Raw genomic sequence first — 13,999 nt, 5'->3', positions numbered from 1 at the left:
GGCATGGGCCGCGCCAGTTGCGCAGGCCATTCGGACAATCACAGGTCTCCGGCGCTACCATGGCGCCTCCCTTTCTCGCCTGACCGTAGCATGACCTCCTCCGCTTCCGCCGCAGCAAATTCCCAACTCCCCACCATCGCCTTCATTGGCGGCGGCAACATGGCCAGCGCCATCATTGGCGGGCTGATCCGCCAGGGCCACCCGGCCAGCCAGATCGAGGTGGTCGAGCCCTATGCCCCCACGCGCGAGGCGCTGCTCAAGAACTTCGGCCTCACCGCGCAGCCCGAGGCGGGCGCCGCGTTGCAGCGCGCCAGTATCGTGGTCTGGGCAGTCAAGCCCCAGACCTTCAAGGACGCCGCCGCGCAGGCCAAGGCGCACACCCCGCAAGCCCTGCACCTGAGCGTGGCCGCAGGCATTCGCTCGGACAGCATCGCCCAGTGGCTGGGCACCGAGCGCATCGTGCGCACCATGCCCAACACGCCCGCGCTGGTGGGCAAGGGCATGAGCGCTATCTACGCGCGCCCCGCCGTGACCAGCGCCGAGCGCCAGAGCGTGGAAGCCATCATGGCGTCCACCGGCGAATTCCTGTGGGTGGAGAGCGAGACCCAGCTCGACGCCGTCACCGCCCTGTCGGGCTCGGGCCCGGCCTATGTTTTCTACTTCCTCGAAGCCATGACACGCGCCGGCGTGGGCATGGGCCTGACCGAAGCGCAGGCGCACCAGCTGGCCGTGGGCACGTTTGTGGGCGCGTCCGAGCTGGCCCGCCGTTCCGACGAATCCCCCGCCGTGCTGCGCGAACGCGTCACCTCCAAGGGCGGCACCACCTACGCGGCCCTGCAGTCGATGGAAGCCAGCAGCGTATCGCAGGCGTTCGAGGCCGCCATGCGCGCTGCCGAAAAACGCGCCAACGAATTGGGCAACGAGTTCGGATCTTGATGTTTTAGGGCGGTAGCGCTAGTCGATCAAGCGCTGTATGCTATCAATTAGTGAGCATTGCGCGCACAAAGTAACTGCCCGCAATGCCCGCAAACACCGTGGCGCCCAGCCAGTGGTTGATGCGGAACGCCTTGAAGCAGCCCTCACGGTTGCGGGTGCGGATGAGCGTGAAGTGCCATACGGCCTGGGCCAACGCCACCGCAAGCGCTACATAAAAAATAGCACCCAGGGTATATGGTTGTAGCGCTACCGCCCAAATTCCCAAGAAAAGCAGATAGAACACCACGATGGCGGCCACATCCAGCCGCCCCAGGGTGATGGCCGAGGTCTTGATGCCAATCTTCAGGTCGTCGTCGCGATCCACCATCGCGTATTCGGTGTCGTAGGCCAGCACCCAGAACATATTGCCCAGCCACATCCACCACGCCACCGCCGGCACGCTGCCCTGCACAGCGGCAAACGCGATGACGATGCCAAAGTTGAACGCAATGCCCAGCACCGCTTGCGGCATCGAGATGATGCGTTTGGTGAACGGGTAGGCAATGGCCACCAGCACGGCGGGCACCGACCAGGCGATGGCGGCGGTGTTGGTGGTGAGCACTAGGCCAAACGACACCAGCGCGAGCACTGCGCCGAGGCCCAGCGCCTCTTTCACCGACACAGCCCCCGTGGTCACGGGCCGCTGCGCGGTGCGCTTGACGTGCTTGTCAAAGTCGCGATCGGCCACATCGTTCACGCAGCAGCCCGCGCTGCGCATCAGGATGGTGCCCAGCACAAACACCACCAGCAGGTGCCAGCCCGGAAACCCATCGGCCGCAATCCACAGCGCGCTCAGCGTGGGCCACAGACACACCAGCCAGCCAGCGGGGCGGTCCCAGCGGATGAGGTCGAGGTAGAGCGAGAAGCGGCTGCGGGGGGCGGTGGATGCTGCGGTCATGGCGCGGGATTTTCCCAGATGCCCGGTACCCGGCGCCGGTTGCTCCATGGCACCCCATTGAAAACGCCCGGGAGCTTTGCAGCCACCGGGCGTTCGGTTCACCACATGGTGACGTTCTTACTACTCTTCCAGCAGAGAGCGCAGCATCCAGGCCGTTTGCTCGTGCACCGTCAGGCGCTGGGTCAGCAGGTCAGCCGTGGGTTCGTCGCTGGCCTTGTCGGCCAGGGGGAACAGACTGCGCGCGGTGCGGGCCACGGCCTCGTGGCCTTCGACCAGCACACGCACCATGTCCAGCGCCTTCGGCGGCTTGGCGGGTGCGTCGGGCACGGTGGCCAGCTTGCCAAACTCGGCATACGAGCCGGGGGCCACATGGCCCAGCGAGCGGATGCGCTCGGCAATCGGGTCCACCGCGTTCCACAGCTCGGTGTACTGCGCCATGAACATGGTGTGCAGGGTGTTGAACATCGGGCCCGTCACGTTCCAGTGGAAGTTGTGGGTGGTGAGGTACAGGGTGTAGGTGTCGGCCAGCAGGCGCGACAGGCCCTGCGCGATGGCCGCGCGGTCTTTGTCGCTGATGCCGATGTTGATGCTGGGGGCAGAGGTCTTGCCGGGTGCGGCTTTGCCAGGAGCTTTGGCCATGGGGGTCCTTCCGTGCTGAAAGATGAAACGCCCCGCGCTGGCTGGCCCGTGAGAGCGCTGCGCGCGGAGTCCGCAGCCACTGTAGCGCAAGGCGCCGACATCGCCCGTTCGCCGAGGCTGATGCCTTGCACCTGGGTCAAGAAACCGGGTCAAGCAAACACGCGGGCGGCTACCACCCGCAGGCTCACTGCATCTGCGGCAGGTTGCCGATGCGCACCAGCATCTCGGTGAACATCTGCATGTCCGCATCCAGGTCCACCACTTCCTTGAACTCCTTGGCGTTGTGGGCCGTGTACTTCTTGCCGGGCATGGCCGGGCCAAAGTTGATGGCATTGGGCATCAGCTTGGCAGTAGTGCTGCCGGCCGTTGGCACGGGCTGCGCGGGCAGGCCGGTGGTGTCGCCAAAGGTGTTGAGCAGCGTGGCCAGCCAGGCACCCTTGGGGTCGCGCGCCATCCAGTTGCCTTGGTTGTGGTCCACCTCCACCGCTACGCCAGCCTGGGTGCCCCAGGCCTTGATGCGTTCGGTGGTGGCCTTGGCCAGGGCCTCGGGCGTGTTGCCACGGGGCATGCGCACGTTCACCAGCACATCGACCTTGCCGTCCTTCTCGCGGATCAGATTGGGCGACATGGTCAGCGGACCCATGAAGTCGTCGCTGTAAGCCAGGCCCATGGTGCGGCCCAGGTAGTCCACGCCATACAGGTCGCCGATGTACTTCACAGCCTGGGCATAGCCATTGGCTGCCACGGCCACCCCGGATTGCTGCAGGAACAGCGCCAGGCGCGGCAGCGGGTTCACGCCTTCTTCGGGGCGCGAGCCGTGGGCCGAGACACCTGTCACCTTGACCAGCACGTCTGCGCCTTCACGCGTCACGTCGATGCTGAATTGGCCGCCCTGGCCGGTGTACTTGCCAACAAAGGCGTCCTTGGCAGCGCTGAGCTGGCGGGCAGTGGCATCGGCGTTGCCGCCACGCAGGCGGGCCGTAGCGGTCTGGGGCACTGCATTGGCCGATGCGGCGCCAGCCATGGCCACGATGGTGGGCTGGCTGCCAGCAGCGGCGCCCAGTGCAAAGGTGGTGCGCAGCGCGCCCGAGCCCTTCTCGGCCACCACGGCGGGGTACTTGCTGTCGAGCACGATGTTGTACTCAGGCAGCGACGTCTTGGCGCGGTAGTACTTCATCGCGTCGCCGCCGGTTTCTTCGGTGGTCTCGATCATGAGGCGGATGGTGCGGGCCAGCGGCAAGCCGCTTTCCTTCACGGCCTTCATCGCAAACAGCACGGTGGCGATGGAGCCCTTGTCGTCGATTGAGCCCCGGCCGTACAGGTTGCCGCCCACGCGGGTCAGTTGAAAGGGGTCGAGCTTGGTGCCGTCGTCCAGCACCCATTCATCAGCCACCACAGGTACCACATCCGCATGGGTCAGGATGCCGAACTCTTCGGGGCCAGTGCCGGGCAACTTCACTTCAAAGATGCGGTTGTCCACGTTGCGGTACTGCAGGCCGAACTCTTTGGCCATGCCTTCGACCAGGGTGCCGAAGGCAATGATGTGTTTGTCTTCGTGCGGCGGCACCTTGTCGGAGCGCACGGTAGGGATGGCCACCATGCGCGCGGTGGCATCGATCACAGCGGCCTGGTTGCGCAGACGGTTGTGCAGGCCCAGCAGGCGGCCGATGTTGACCAGATCGTCACCGGCCAGGGGCTGCTTCGCCAGGTAGGCCGCCACGGCCGGTTGCAGCACGGGCTGCATCTGGGCCGCCAGCGCCAGAAACTGCCGGAAGTCCGCCGCAGCGGCTGCGGCGGGCGCTGCGGCAATGCGGTCGAGCGCCGGTTTCTTCAGTGTGGCGGCTGTGGGCGCCGTGGTGGGGGAGATGGACGAACATGCCGTCAAGGCGGCAGCCAGGGTGGCGGTGAGCCAAAGCTTCTTCATGGGAACCTTTTGTGTGGAGCGGGGCCGCAGCCGGACGCGGGTCAACGGATGCTGCGGAACATGCATACCCGGCTTGCGCAGGCCGGGTGGGCCAGCACAGGGGCGGCGCGAGTGTAGCGCCGATTCCCTGCAGCCCGTCGATGCCAGACGGCCCGCTCAGGTCAGCCGGGTCACGCCCGGCAACTCGCACGCATAGATGGCATTGCGCAGTGCCGCGATGGCCTCGTAGCGCGTGAAGCTGCGGCGCCAGGCCAACACCACGCGGCGCATGGGCGGCGGGCCCCCGTCTTCCTCACGGATGGGCAGGTAGCGGATGTAAGTCTCGTCGCTCTTGCGGCGGCGCGACACCGTGAGCAGCGCGTCGCGCGGCACCGACAGGCGCGGCACCAGCGTCACGCCCATACCGGCGGCCACCATGTGCTTGATGGTCTCCAGCGACGACCCCTCGAACGACTTGCGGATGCCCTCGGCATTGCTCGCAAAGCGCGCGAACTCGGGGCAGACCTCCAGCACATGATCGCGAAAGCAGTGACCAGCGCCCAGCAGCAGCATGGTTTCGTTCTTCAGCTCGGCCGCCGTGACCGACTTCTTGGCCGCCAGCGGGTGCATGCTGGGCACTGCGGCCATGAAGGGCTCGTCGTACAGCGGCGCCATGGCCAGACCGGTGTCGGGGAAAGGCTCGGCCAGGATGGCGCAATCGATCTCGCCCGTGCGCAGCATCTCCAGCAGCTTGACGGTGAAGTTCTCCTGCAGCATCAGCGGCATCTGCGGCGTGCGCGTGATGGACTGGCGCACCAGTTCGGGCAACAGATAGGGCCCGATGGTGTAGATCACGCCGAGCGTGAGCGGCCCGGCCAGCGGGTCCTTGCCGCGCTTGGCAATTTCCTTGATGGCCGCCGCCTGCTCCAGCACGCTTTGCGCCTGGCGCACGATGTCTTCGCCCAGCGGGGTGATGGTCACCTCGCCCGCGCTGCGCTCGAACAGTTTCACGTCCAGCTCTTCTTCGAGCTTCTTGATGGCCACCGAGAGCGTGGGTTGCGACACATAGCAGGCATCGGCCGCATGGCCAAAGTGCTTTTCGCGGGCCACCGCAACGATGTACTTGAGTTCGGTGAGGGTCATGGTGTGTTCCTGCGGGCCACGTCAGCGTTGTGAACGTCTCACGCCTTGAGATAGTCCGATTTTCCACCCAACCAGCGCGCCACGTGTTTGGCGGCCAAATCCGGGTGGCGGTCCAGCATCTGAGGGGCCAGCTCGCGCGCCCACTCCAACAGATGGGTGTCGGTCGCCAGGTCGGCAAACCGCAGCAGCGCGTCGCCCGACTGGCGCGCGCCCAGAAACTCGCCGGGGCCTCGAATCTCCAGGTCGCGCCGGGCGATCTCGAACCCGTCGTTGGTCTCGGCCATGGCGCGCAGGCGCTCCTTGGCGGTTTCGCCCACGCGGCCGCTGTCGTTGGTGGCGTACAGCAGCACACAGGCCGATGCCGCCGCGCCCCGCCCCACCCGGCCGCGCAACTGGTGCAGCTGGGAGAGGCCAAAGCGTTCGGCATGCTCGATGACCATGAGCGAGGCATTGGGCACGTCCACGCCCACTTCGATCACGGTGGTGCTGACCAGCACACCCATCTGGCCGCTGGTGAAAAGGGCCATCACCGCTTTCTTCTCGGCGGTGGGCATGCGCGAATGCAGCAGGCCGACCATGCAGCCCGGCAAGGCCTCGCTCAGGTCTGCATGCGTGGCGGTGGCGTTGGAGAGATCGAGCGCCTCGCTTTCTTCAATCAGCGGGCACACCCAGTACACCTGCCGGCCCGATTCCACCTGCGCGCCGATGCGCTCGATGACTTCGTCCTTGCGGCTATCGGCAATCAGCTTGGTGACGATGGGCGTGCGGCCAGGGGGTAGCTCGTCGATGACGGAAACGTCCAGGTCGGCGTAGTAGCTCATCGCCAGGGTGCGCGGGATGGGCGTGGCGCTCATCATGAGCATGTGCGGCTCCATGCCGTGCGCTGCGAGCTTTTGCCGCAGCGCCAGCCGCTGCGCCACGCCAAAACGGTGCTGCTCGTCGATGATGGCCAGCGCCAGGTTCTTGAACTGCACCTGTTCTTGGATCACGGCGTGGGTGCCCACCACCAGCGCGGCCTCGCCGCTGGCCACCAGCGCCAGCATGGCGGTGCGGTCCTTCTTCTTTTGCCCGCCCACCAGCCAGGCCACCTTGCGGCCGCGCGCGGCCAGCAGCGGCTCCAGCCAGCCGATCATCTTGGCGAAGTGCTGCTCGGCCAGGATTTCGGTGGGTGCCATCAACGCGCATTGCCAGCCCGCATCCATGGCCAGGCAGGCGGCCAGGGCAGACACCACGGTCTTGCCCGAGCCCACATCGCCCTGCAGCAGGCGGTGCATGGGCACCTGGCGGGCCAGATCGGCGGCAATCTCTTCGCCCACGCGGCGCTGGGCGGCGGTCAGGTCGAACGGCAGCACGGCCAAGAGCTGTTCGTGCAGGGGCAGCGCGCCCTCCTTGGAGGGCTGCGGGCGCAGCACCGGGGCACGCAGGCGGTCACGCTCGCGGCGGGACTGGTATTGCGAGAGCTGCTGTGCCAGCAGCTCCTCGGCCTTCAGACGCTGCCAGGCGGGGTGGCTGTGGTCTTCGAGCGTGGACAAGGCCACGTCGGGGGTGGGGTGGTGCAAAAAAGTGAGCGCCTCGCGCAAGCTGAACCGGCGCTGCAGACCATTGGGGCCATAAATCCGGGCCATCGGTGGCTCGGTGCCGGGGGGCAGGGTGTCCGACAGGTCCACCCGCGTCAACGCACTGACCACGGCGCGGCGCAGATAGGGCTGGGGCAGCCCGGCCGTGGTGGGGTACACCGGCGTCAGCGCTGCGGGCAGCTCGCCCCCGGCCACACGAAACGCCGGGTGCAACATCTGCCGCCCCCAGAAGCCCCCCTTGACCTCGCCCCGGATGCGCAGGCGCGCGCCCACGGCCAGTGTCTTCTGGTGCGATGGATAGAAGCTGAAAAACCGCAGCTCGCAGCTGCCCGTGTCGTCCTCCACCTGCACCAGCAGCTGGCGGCGGGGTCGCAGTTGCACCTCGCTGGCGGTGACCGTGGCCTCGATCTGCACCATCTGCCCGTCGCGTGCGTTGGCCAGCGGGGTGATGCGGGTTTCGTCCTCGTAGCGCAGGGGCAGGTGCAGCGCCAGATCGATGTCACGGCGCAAGCCAAGCTTTTGCAGCGCCTTTTGTGCCACCGAGGCTGCACCCGGGCTGCGCGCTGCCGGTGCGGCAGCGGGCGCCCTGGTTTTGGCGAGGACTGGGGGGACGACGGACATGTGGAGCAAATTGCTAGGGAAAACGTGCGGAAATCGCAGCCTGAAAAGGCTACCATGGTTACCATTGCTAACGTCTGATCAGGGCGTGTTTTCGAGTCCCAGGCCATTGCCATGCTCAAGCGCATCCACATCCAACACCTTACCCTGGGCATGTACCTGCACGAGTTCTGCGGCTCGTGGATGGACCACCCCTTCTGGCGGGCCAAGTTCCTGCTCAAGGACCCCAAGGACTTGGCCAGCATCCAGGCCACGGCCATCCAGGAAATATGGATCGATACCGACAAGGGCCTGGATGTGGCCGTGGGCACCGCCTCGATGTCGCGCGAAGAGGTGGACGCACAGATCGAGACCGACTTCAGCCGCCTGGAGGACCTGCCCCCCATCAAGGTGAAGCTGCCCTCCCCGCCCCTCCCGCCCAAGCGAGACCGCAAACCGGCGGACATGCACAGCGAGCTCAGGATGGCCGCCGCCATCTGCGTCAAGTCCAAAGAAGCCGTGGTCTCGATGTTCAACGAGGCCCGCATGGGCCGTGCGGTGGACTCGGCAGGTGCGCAAAGCCTGGTGGAGGAGATTTCGGACTCCGTCACCCGCAACCCGGGCGCGCTCATCAGCCTGGCACGGCTGAAGACGGCCGATGACTACACCTACATGCATTCGGTGGCCGTGTGCGCGCTCATGGTGGCGCTGGCCAAGCAGCTCAAGCTCAAGGAAGACCAGCAACGGCTCGCTGGCATGGCAGGCCTGCTGCACGACCTAGGCAAGGCCGCCATCCCGCTGACCGTGCTCAACAAGCCCGGCAAGCTCACCGACCAGGAGTTCTCCGTGGTGCGCAGCCACCCGGTGGAGGGCTACCACATGCTCAAGGAGGGCGGCAACGTGCCCGACGCAGTGCTGGACGCCTGCCTGCACCACCACGAGAAAGTGGATGGCTCGGGCTACCCGGACAAGCTGCTGGGCGACGGCATCAGCGTGATCGCCCGCATGACGGCCATCTGCGACGTGTACGACGCCATCACCTCCGACCGGCCCTACAAGCGCGGCTGGGACCCGGCCGAGTCGCTGCGGCGCATGGCCGAGTGGACCAAGGACCATTTCGACGCACGCATCTTCCAGGCGTTTGTCAAAAGCATCGGCATCTACCCCGTGGGCTCGCTGGTGCGGCTGACCTCGGGCCGCATCGGGATCGTGACGGAACAATCGCCCACCGCACTCACCACCCCCATCGTCAAGGTGTTCTTCTCGACCAAGTCCGACCTGCGCATCCCACCCGAGGTGGTGAACCTGGCCGCCCCGGACTGCTCCGAAAAGATCGTGGCACGCGAAGACCCCGAGAAGTGGCGCTTTCCCGACCTGGACGAACTATGGTCCGGCTTCTCCGACAAGGTCTGGTAGCCCATGCCTGCACTGATCACGCTGACGCTCAATCCCGCCCTCGACCTGGCGACCACCACCGACCACGTGGCCCCCACCCACAAGCTGCGCTGTGGCCCGGTGCGGCGGTTTGCGGGCGGCGGCGGCATCAACGTGGCGCGGGTGCTGCACCGCCTGGGCGCGGACGTGTGCGCCTGGGCCCTGGCGGGCGGTGCGGCGGGCACGCAGGTGCAGCAGCTGCTGGCCGACGAGGGCGTGCCCACGCAGCTGCAGCGCATTGCGGGCGACACACGCGAGAACTTCTCGGTGGTCGAAACCACCACGGGCCAGGAGTTTCGGTTTGTGCTGCCCGGCCCCACGCTGCAGGCCAGCGAGTGGCAGACCTGCCTGGACGCGCTGGCGGCGCACACCCCACCACCCCGCTGGCTCATTGCCAGCGGCAGCCTGCCACCCGGCACGCCGGACGACTTCTATGCCCAGCTGGTACGCGCTGTATCCGGCCAAGGCGTGCGGGTAGCCGTTGACACGTCGGGCTCGCCGCTGGCGGCGGCATTGCAAGCCGGGGTGGCGCTGGTCAAACCCAGCCTGCGCGAGCTGCGCGACCTGTTGCAACAGCCGCTGGAGCACGCCGCCGACTGGTGCACGGCCGCCCAATCGCTGGTGCGCAGCGGCGCGGCCGATACCGTGGCCCTGTCGGTGGGCGAGCAAGGCGCCGTGCTGGCCACACGGGAGGGGGTATGGCAAGCCCCCGCCCTCAACGTGTCCGCCACCACCGGCACCACGGGTGCGGGCGACTGCTTTCTGGCCGCGCTGGTCTGGGCGCTGGACCGGGGCGATGCGCCTGCCGAGGCGCTGCGCTGGGGCGTGGCGGCGGGCGCCGCCGCGCTGCTGCACCCGGGCACCACACTGGCCCAGGCCGATGACGTGCAGCGGCTGGTGCGCAGCGTGCCCGCGCCGGTGGCGTTCTCCACCCCGCCCTAGCACCGCGCCTGCAGGGCCTGCAGCCCCGTGGGACAATCGCGCCTTCCGCAATTTTTACCTTGGCACGGGCCCGTTCGGCCCTCAAGCACGATGACTGATCTCTCCAGCGGCGCAGCCAATGCGCCCCTCGCCTCCGGCAGCCCTTCCACACCCCGCGTGTTCACCCTCAGCGACTTCGACTTCTCGCTGCCCCCCGAACTCATTGCCCAGCACCCAGCGCCCGAGCGCAGCGCCTCGCGCCTGCTGGACGGCCGCGCCATGCAGCCCGTGGACCGCATCTTCCGCGAGCTGCCCGGCCTGCTGCGCGAAGGGGATCTGCTCGTGTTCAACGACACGCGCGTGGTCAAGGCGCGCATCTTTGGCGAGAAGGCCAGCGGCGGCAAGCTGGAGTTGCTGATCGAACGCGTGCTACCCGCCGAGGCGGGCAACCCGGGTAACGAAGTCGTGGCCCACATGAAGGTCAGCAAGAAGCCCCTGCCCGGCAGCGTGGTGCACATGGCCGGAGGCCGCCAGGCGGGCGGCTTTGACGCGCAGCTGCTGGGCCGCTGGCCCACCGAGGACGGCCCGCTGTTCCGCTTTGCGCTGCACGGCCCGGCGGGCGAATCGCCGTGGGAACTGATGGACCGCCACGGCCACCTGCCGCTGCCGCCCTACATCGAGCGCCACCAGAACGGCGACCACGACCCCGACGAGGCCGAAGACAGCCAGCGCTACCAGACCGTGTTTGCCCGCAACCCCGGCGCCGTGGCCGCGCCCACGGCCGCGCTGCACTTTGACGATGGCGTGCTGGCCGACCTGGCCGCGCGCGGCATCGAGCGCGCCAGCGTCACGCTGCATGTGGGCGCAGGTACCTTCCAGCCCTGCAAGACCGAGAACCTGGCCGAGCACCAGATGCACAGCGAGTGGTACGAGATTCCGTTGGCCACGCTGGCTGCGCTGGAGCGCTGCCGCCAGCGCGGCGGCCGCGTGGTGGCCGTGGGCACCACCACCGTGCGCACGCTGGAGTCGTGGGCCAAGACCGGTCAGGCCTCGGGCGACACCAACATCTTCATCACGCCGGGCTTTGCGTTCCAGGTGGTGGATGTGCTCATCACCAACTTTCACCTGCCCAAGAGCACGCTGATGATGCTGGTGAGCGCGTTTGCGGGCTACGCCCACATCATGGGCCTGTACCGGCACGCTATTGCACAGCAGTACCGCTTCTTCAGCTATGGGGACGCGATGCTGCTGGAGCGCGCACGCAGCACGCCGTGAGCCCCCCAGGCCCTGCGTTGTCCACCAGCCCTGCAGCCCGCCGGCGTGCGGCGCTGGCAGGCATCGCGCTGGCCGTGGTGGCCTGCGCGTTCTTTGCGCTGCTGGACACCGCCAGCAAGCTGGTCAGCGCGGGCGTGCCCATCGTCATGGCGCTGTGGATGCGCTATGTGTTCCAGTCGCTGCTGACCACGGCCTTTGTGCTGCAGCGCGCGGGGCGCTCTGCGCTGCGCACCACACAACCCCGCTTCCAGGCCCTGCGCGGTGCGCTGTTCGCCATGACCAGCCTGTTCGGCTTCATCAGCCTCACGGCCCTGCCGCTGGCGGAGTTCACGGCCATCGTGGCGACGGTGCCGCTGTGCGTGACGGTGGTGGCGGCTCTGTGGCTGCACCAGCCTGTGAGCCCTTTGCGCTGGTTGCTGGTGGTGGCTGGCCTGGCGGGCACGCTCGCCATCATCCGGCCAGGCGGCGAGGCCTTTACCTGGGCGCTGCTGTGGCCGCTGTGCATGCTGGCTGCGGGCACGGGCTACCAGGTGCTGAGCAGCAAGATGGCCGGGCACGAGAGCCCCGCCACCACGCAGCTCTACACCAGCTGGATCGCCACCGCGCTGGTGTCGCTGGGCGTGCCGTTCTTCTGGCAGCCAGTGAGCGACCCGTGGATGTGGGCGGGCATGTTCACCATGGGCCTGTCGAGTGCGGTGGGCCACATGCTGCTGCTCAACGCCTATGCGCGCACCACGCCGGTGACGATTGCGCCGTTTCTGTATTCACAGATCGGGTTTGCCATGCTGGCGGGCTGGCTGGTGTACCGCCATGTGCCGGACGCATGGTCGCTGGCGGGCATGGCGGCCATCGTGCTCAGCGGCGCAGCCAGCGCCTGGCTGACCGTGCGCGAGACACGTTAAGCACCAAAACAGCCGATAGCGCTAGTGCAATATGCCTGAGCAGCTATCCATTCAATAGCACCACACTCGCCATCTGAGGATGGATCAGAACGCCACCGCGTGTCCGTCCTTGCGCGGGTCCGAACCTGCGATGTAGCTGTTGCCGTTGCGCAGCACCAGCTGGGCGCCGCCAAAGGCGAACACGCCGTTGCCCTCTTCCACCGTCACCTCGTGCCCACGTGCGCGCAGCGCGGCGACCACGGCGGGGTCAAAGCCCGGCTCCACCGCCACGCCCTTGCCGCCCGTCACGCGCCAGCGGGGCGCATCGGCCGCCGCCTGCGGGTTCTGGCCGTAGCGCAGCACGCGCAGCGCCATCTGGGTGTGGCCCTGGCTCTGCATGGGGCCGCCCATCACGCCAAACGCCATCTGCGGCGTGCCGTCGGCATGCATCGCAAAGGCCGGGATGATGGTGTGCGAGGGGCGCTTGCGCGGCGCCACCTGGTTGGCATGGCCCGGAGTCAGGTTAAAGCCGTGGCCCCGGTTCTGCAGGCTGATGCCCGTACCGGGCACCACCACGCCCGAGCCAAAGCCCATGTAGTTGGACTGGATGAACGAGACCATCATGCCGGATGCATCGGCTGCCGCCAGGTACACCGTGCCGCCGGGACGCGGGGCGCCGTAGCCGGGGTCGCCCGCGCGGGTGGTGTCGATCAGCGCCGCGCGGCTGCGCAGGTAGTCGGGGTTCAGCAGGACTTCGGGCTTCACCAGCATGGCGTCGATGTCGGCGTTGTACTGGTGCAGGTCGGCAAACGCGAGCTTCATGGCCTCGATGCTGGCGTGCACGGTTTCCACATCGTCCAGCGGGTGCTTGCCAATGCCATGTGCATCGAGCATGCCCAGCGCCATCAGCGCGGCAATGCCTTGGCCGTTGGGCGGTATCTCGTGGATGACCGACTCACCAAACCGCTGCTGGATGGTGCCCACCCAGTCGGCCTGGTGTGCGGCCAGGTCGGCCATCGTCATGGCGCCGCCGTTGGCTTGCGCATGCGCGGCGATGCGCTCGGCAATCACGCCACGGTAGAAGGCCTCGCCCTCGGTCTCGGCGATCAGCTCCAGCGTGCGCGCATGGGCTTCGCTGCGGAAGATTTCACCTGCCTGAGGTACCCGACCATTCGGCATGAAGCACTCGGCAAACCCGGGCTGCGTGCCCAGCTTGGCCGCGCCCAGCGCCCACAGGCGGGCGATGGTGGGCGACACCGGAAAGCCATTGCGCGCGTAGTCGATGGCGGGCTGCGCCAGCTGCGCAAACGGCAGCTTGCCCAGGCGCTTGGACAGCGCCACCCAGGCCGACACGGCGCCCGGCACGGTGACGGCGTTCCAGCCGGTTTCAGGGATGCCGCCCAGCTTCTCGAAGTATTCAGGCGTCCATGCTGCCGGCGAGCGGCCCGAGGCGTTCAGGCCGTGCAGCTCCTTGCCATCCCACACGATGGCAAACCCGTCGCTGCCCAGCCCACAGCCCGTGGGCTCCACCACCGTGAGCGCCATGGCGGCGGCAATGGCGGCATCCACCGCATTGCCACCCGCCAGCAGCATGCGCAGGCCCGCCTGCGCCGCCAGCGGCTGCGAGGTGGAGACCACGTTGCGACCCATGACCGCGCTGCGGTTGGAGGCGTAGGGAAGGGACCAGTCGAGGGAATTGGAATTCATAAAGCGTGTGTCTCCAGGGCCCATGTCCGGTGGGCCAGACATGGGTAGA

General features: G+C 67.5%; 11 protein-coding genes. 5 read left to right on the top strand and 6 right to left on the bottom strand.

Annotated elements, in window-relative coordinates; genetic code table 11:
- The first annotated feature begins 90 nt into the window (after positions 1-90).
- Positions 91-936: a pyrroline-5-carboxylate reductase gene (proC, locus tag ASD94_RS22090; protein WP_056647941.1), complete on the top strand. Its 846-nt coding sequence runs from the start codon at positions 91-93 to the stop codon at positions 934-936.
- A 43-nt stretch (positions 937-979) separates the two neighbouring features.
- Here the strand turns inward: proC and ubiA are convergent, their stop codons facing one another.
- The 5 genes from ubiA to recG form a co-directional block, all read right to left on the bottom strand.
- Positions 980-1,873 carry a 4-hydroxybenzoate octaprenyltransferase gene (ubiA, locus tag ASD94_RS22085; protein WP_056647938.1) on the bottom strand — a complete coding sequence of 298 codons (894 nt, stop codon included), beginning with the start codon at positions 1,871-1,873 and terminating at the stop codon, positions 980-982.
- A 120-nt stretch (positions 1,874-1,993) separates the two neighbouring features.
- Positions 1,994-2,512, bottom strand: coding sequence for a Dps family protein (locus ASD94_RS22080; protein ID WP_056647935.1), 519 nt, complete (start codon positions 2,510-2,512; stop codon positions 1,994-1,996).
- Between the two features lie 184 nt (positions 2,513-2,696).
- Positions 2,697-4,436, bottom strand: a complete 1,740-nt coding sequence (locus ASD94_RS22075; RefSeq protein ID WP_056647932.1) for a dipeptidase — start codon at positions 4,434-4,436, stop codon at positions 2,697-2,699.
- 156 nt (positions 4,437-4,592) lie between these two features.
- A complete protein-coding gene (locus ASD94_RS22070) occupies positions 4,593-5,558 on the bottom strand; it encodes a LysR substrate-binding domain-containing protein (protein WP_056647929.1) in 966 nt (321 codons plus the stop codon).
- 38 nt (positions 5,559-5,596) lie between these two features.
- Positions 5,597-7,756 carry an ATP-dependent DNA helicase RecG gene (gene recG / locus ASD94_RS22065; RefSeq protein ID WP_056647926.1) on the bottom strand — a complete coding sequence of 720 codons (2,160 nt, stop codon included), beginning with the start codon at positions 7,754-7,756 and terminating at the stop codon, positions 5,597-5,599.
- Positions 7,757-7,867: 111 nt separating this feature from the next.
- Here recG and ASD94_RS22060 point away from each other — a divergent pair, with 111 nt between their 5' ends.
- From ASD94_RS22060 to ASD94_RS22045, 4 genes are all read left to right on the top strand, one after another.
- Positions 7,868-9,148, top strand: coding sequence for an HD-GYP domain-containing protein (locus tag ASD94_RS22060; protein ID WP_056647923.1), 1,281 nt, complete (start codon positions 7,868-7,870; stop codon positions 9,146-9,148).
- Between the two features lie 3 nt (positions 9,149-9,151).
- Positions 9,152-10,108: a 1-phosphofructokinase family hexose kinase gene (locus tag ASD94_RS22055; protein WP_056647921.1), complete on the top strand. Its 957-nt coding sequence runs from the start codon at positions 9,152-9,154 to the stop codon at positions 10,106-10,108.
- A 90-nt stretch (positions 10,109-10,198) separates the two neighbouring features.
- On the top strand, positions 10,199-11,362 hold the full coding sequence (gene queA, locus ASD94_RS22050; RefSeq protein WP_056647913.1) for a tRNA preQ1(34) S-adenosylmethionine ribosyltransferase-isomerase QueA: 1,164 nt from the start codon (positions 10,199-10,201) through the stop codon (positions 11,360-11,362).
- Complete coding sequence (locus ASD94_RS22045; protein WP_235510734.1) at positions 11,359-12,264, top strand: DMT family transporter; 906 nt, start codon at positions 11,359-11,361, stop codon at positions 12,262-12,264. Before queA ends, ASD94_RS22045 begins: the two co-directional genes overlap by 4 nt.
- Before the next feature lie 84 nt (positions 12,265-12,348).
- Here the strand turns inward: ASD94_RS22045 and ASD94_RS22040 are convergent, their stop codons facing one another.
- The gene (locus ASD94_RS22040; protein WP_056647912.1) at positions 12,349-13,950 is read right to left on the bottom strand and encodes a gamma-glutamyltransferase family protein; all 1,602 of its coding nucleotides are present in this window, start codon (positions 13,948-13,950) and stop codon (positions 12,349-12,351) included.
- Between the last annotated feature and the right edge of the window lie 49 nt (positions 13,951-13,999).

The organism is Acidovorax sp. Root70 (genome assembly GCF_001428225.1).
In the GTDB taxonomy this organism is placed as follows: Bacteria; Pseudomonadota; Gammaproteobacteria; order Burkholderiales; family Burkholderiaceae_C; genus Acidovorax.
Note: the sequence above shows the minus strand (reverse complement) of the source record. Positions and strands in the feature narration are given on the sequence as shown.

What these genes read in the sequence shown, in the direction of transcription:
- proC (WP_056647941.1), top strand. Translation starts at nt 91, where the DNA reads ATGACCTCCTCCGCTTCCGCCGCAGCAAATTCCCAACTCCCCACCATC.
- ubiA (WP_056647938.1), bottom strand. Translation starts at nt 1,873, where the DNA reads ATGACCGCAGCATCCACCGCCCCCCGCAGCCGCTTCTCGCTCTACCTC.
- ASD94_RS22080 (WP_056647935.1), bottom strand. Translation starts at nt 2,512, where the DNA reads ATGGCCAAAGCTCCTGGCAAAGCCGCACCCGGCAAGACCTCTGCCCCC.
- ASD94_RS22075 (WP_056647932.1), bottom strand. Translation starts at nt 4,436, where the DNA reads ATGAAGAAGCTTTGGCTCACCGCCACCCTGGCTGCCGCCTTGACGGCA.
- ASD94_RS22070 (WP_056647929.1), bottom strand. Translation starts at nt 5,558, where the DNA reads ATGACCCTCACCGAACTCAAGTACATCGTTGCGGTGGCCCGCGAAAAG.
- recG (WP_056647926.1), bottom strand. Translation starts at nt 7,756, where the DNA reads ATGTCCGTCGTCCCCCCAGTCCTCGCCAAAACCAGGGCGCCCGCTGCC.
- ASD94_RS22060 (WP_056647923.1), top strand. Translation starts at nt 7,868, where the DNA reads ATGCTCAAGCGCATCCACATCCAACACCTTACCCTGGGCATGTACCTG.
- ASD94_RS22055 (WP_056647921.1), top strand. Translation starts at nt 9,152, where the DNA reads ATGCCTGCACTGATCACGCTGACGCTCAATCCCGCCCTCGACCTGGCG.
- queA (WP_056647913.1), top strand. Translation starts at nt 10,199, where the DNA reads ATGACTGATCTCTCCAGCGGCGCAGCCAATGCGCCCCTCGCCTCCGGC.
- ASD94_RS22040 (WP_056647912.1), bottom strand. Translation starts at nt 13,950, where the DNA reads ATGAATTCCAATTCCCTCGACTGGTCCCTTCCCTACGCCTCCAACCGC.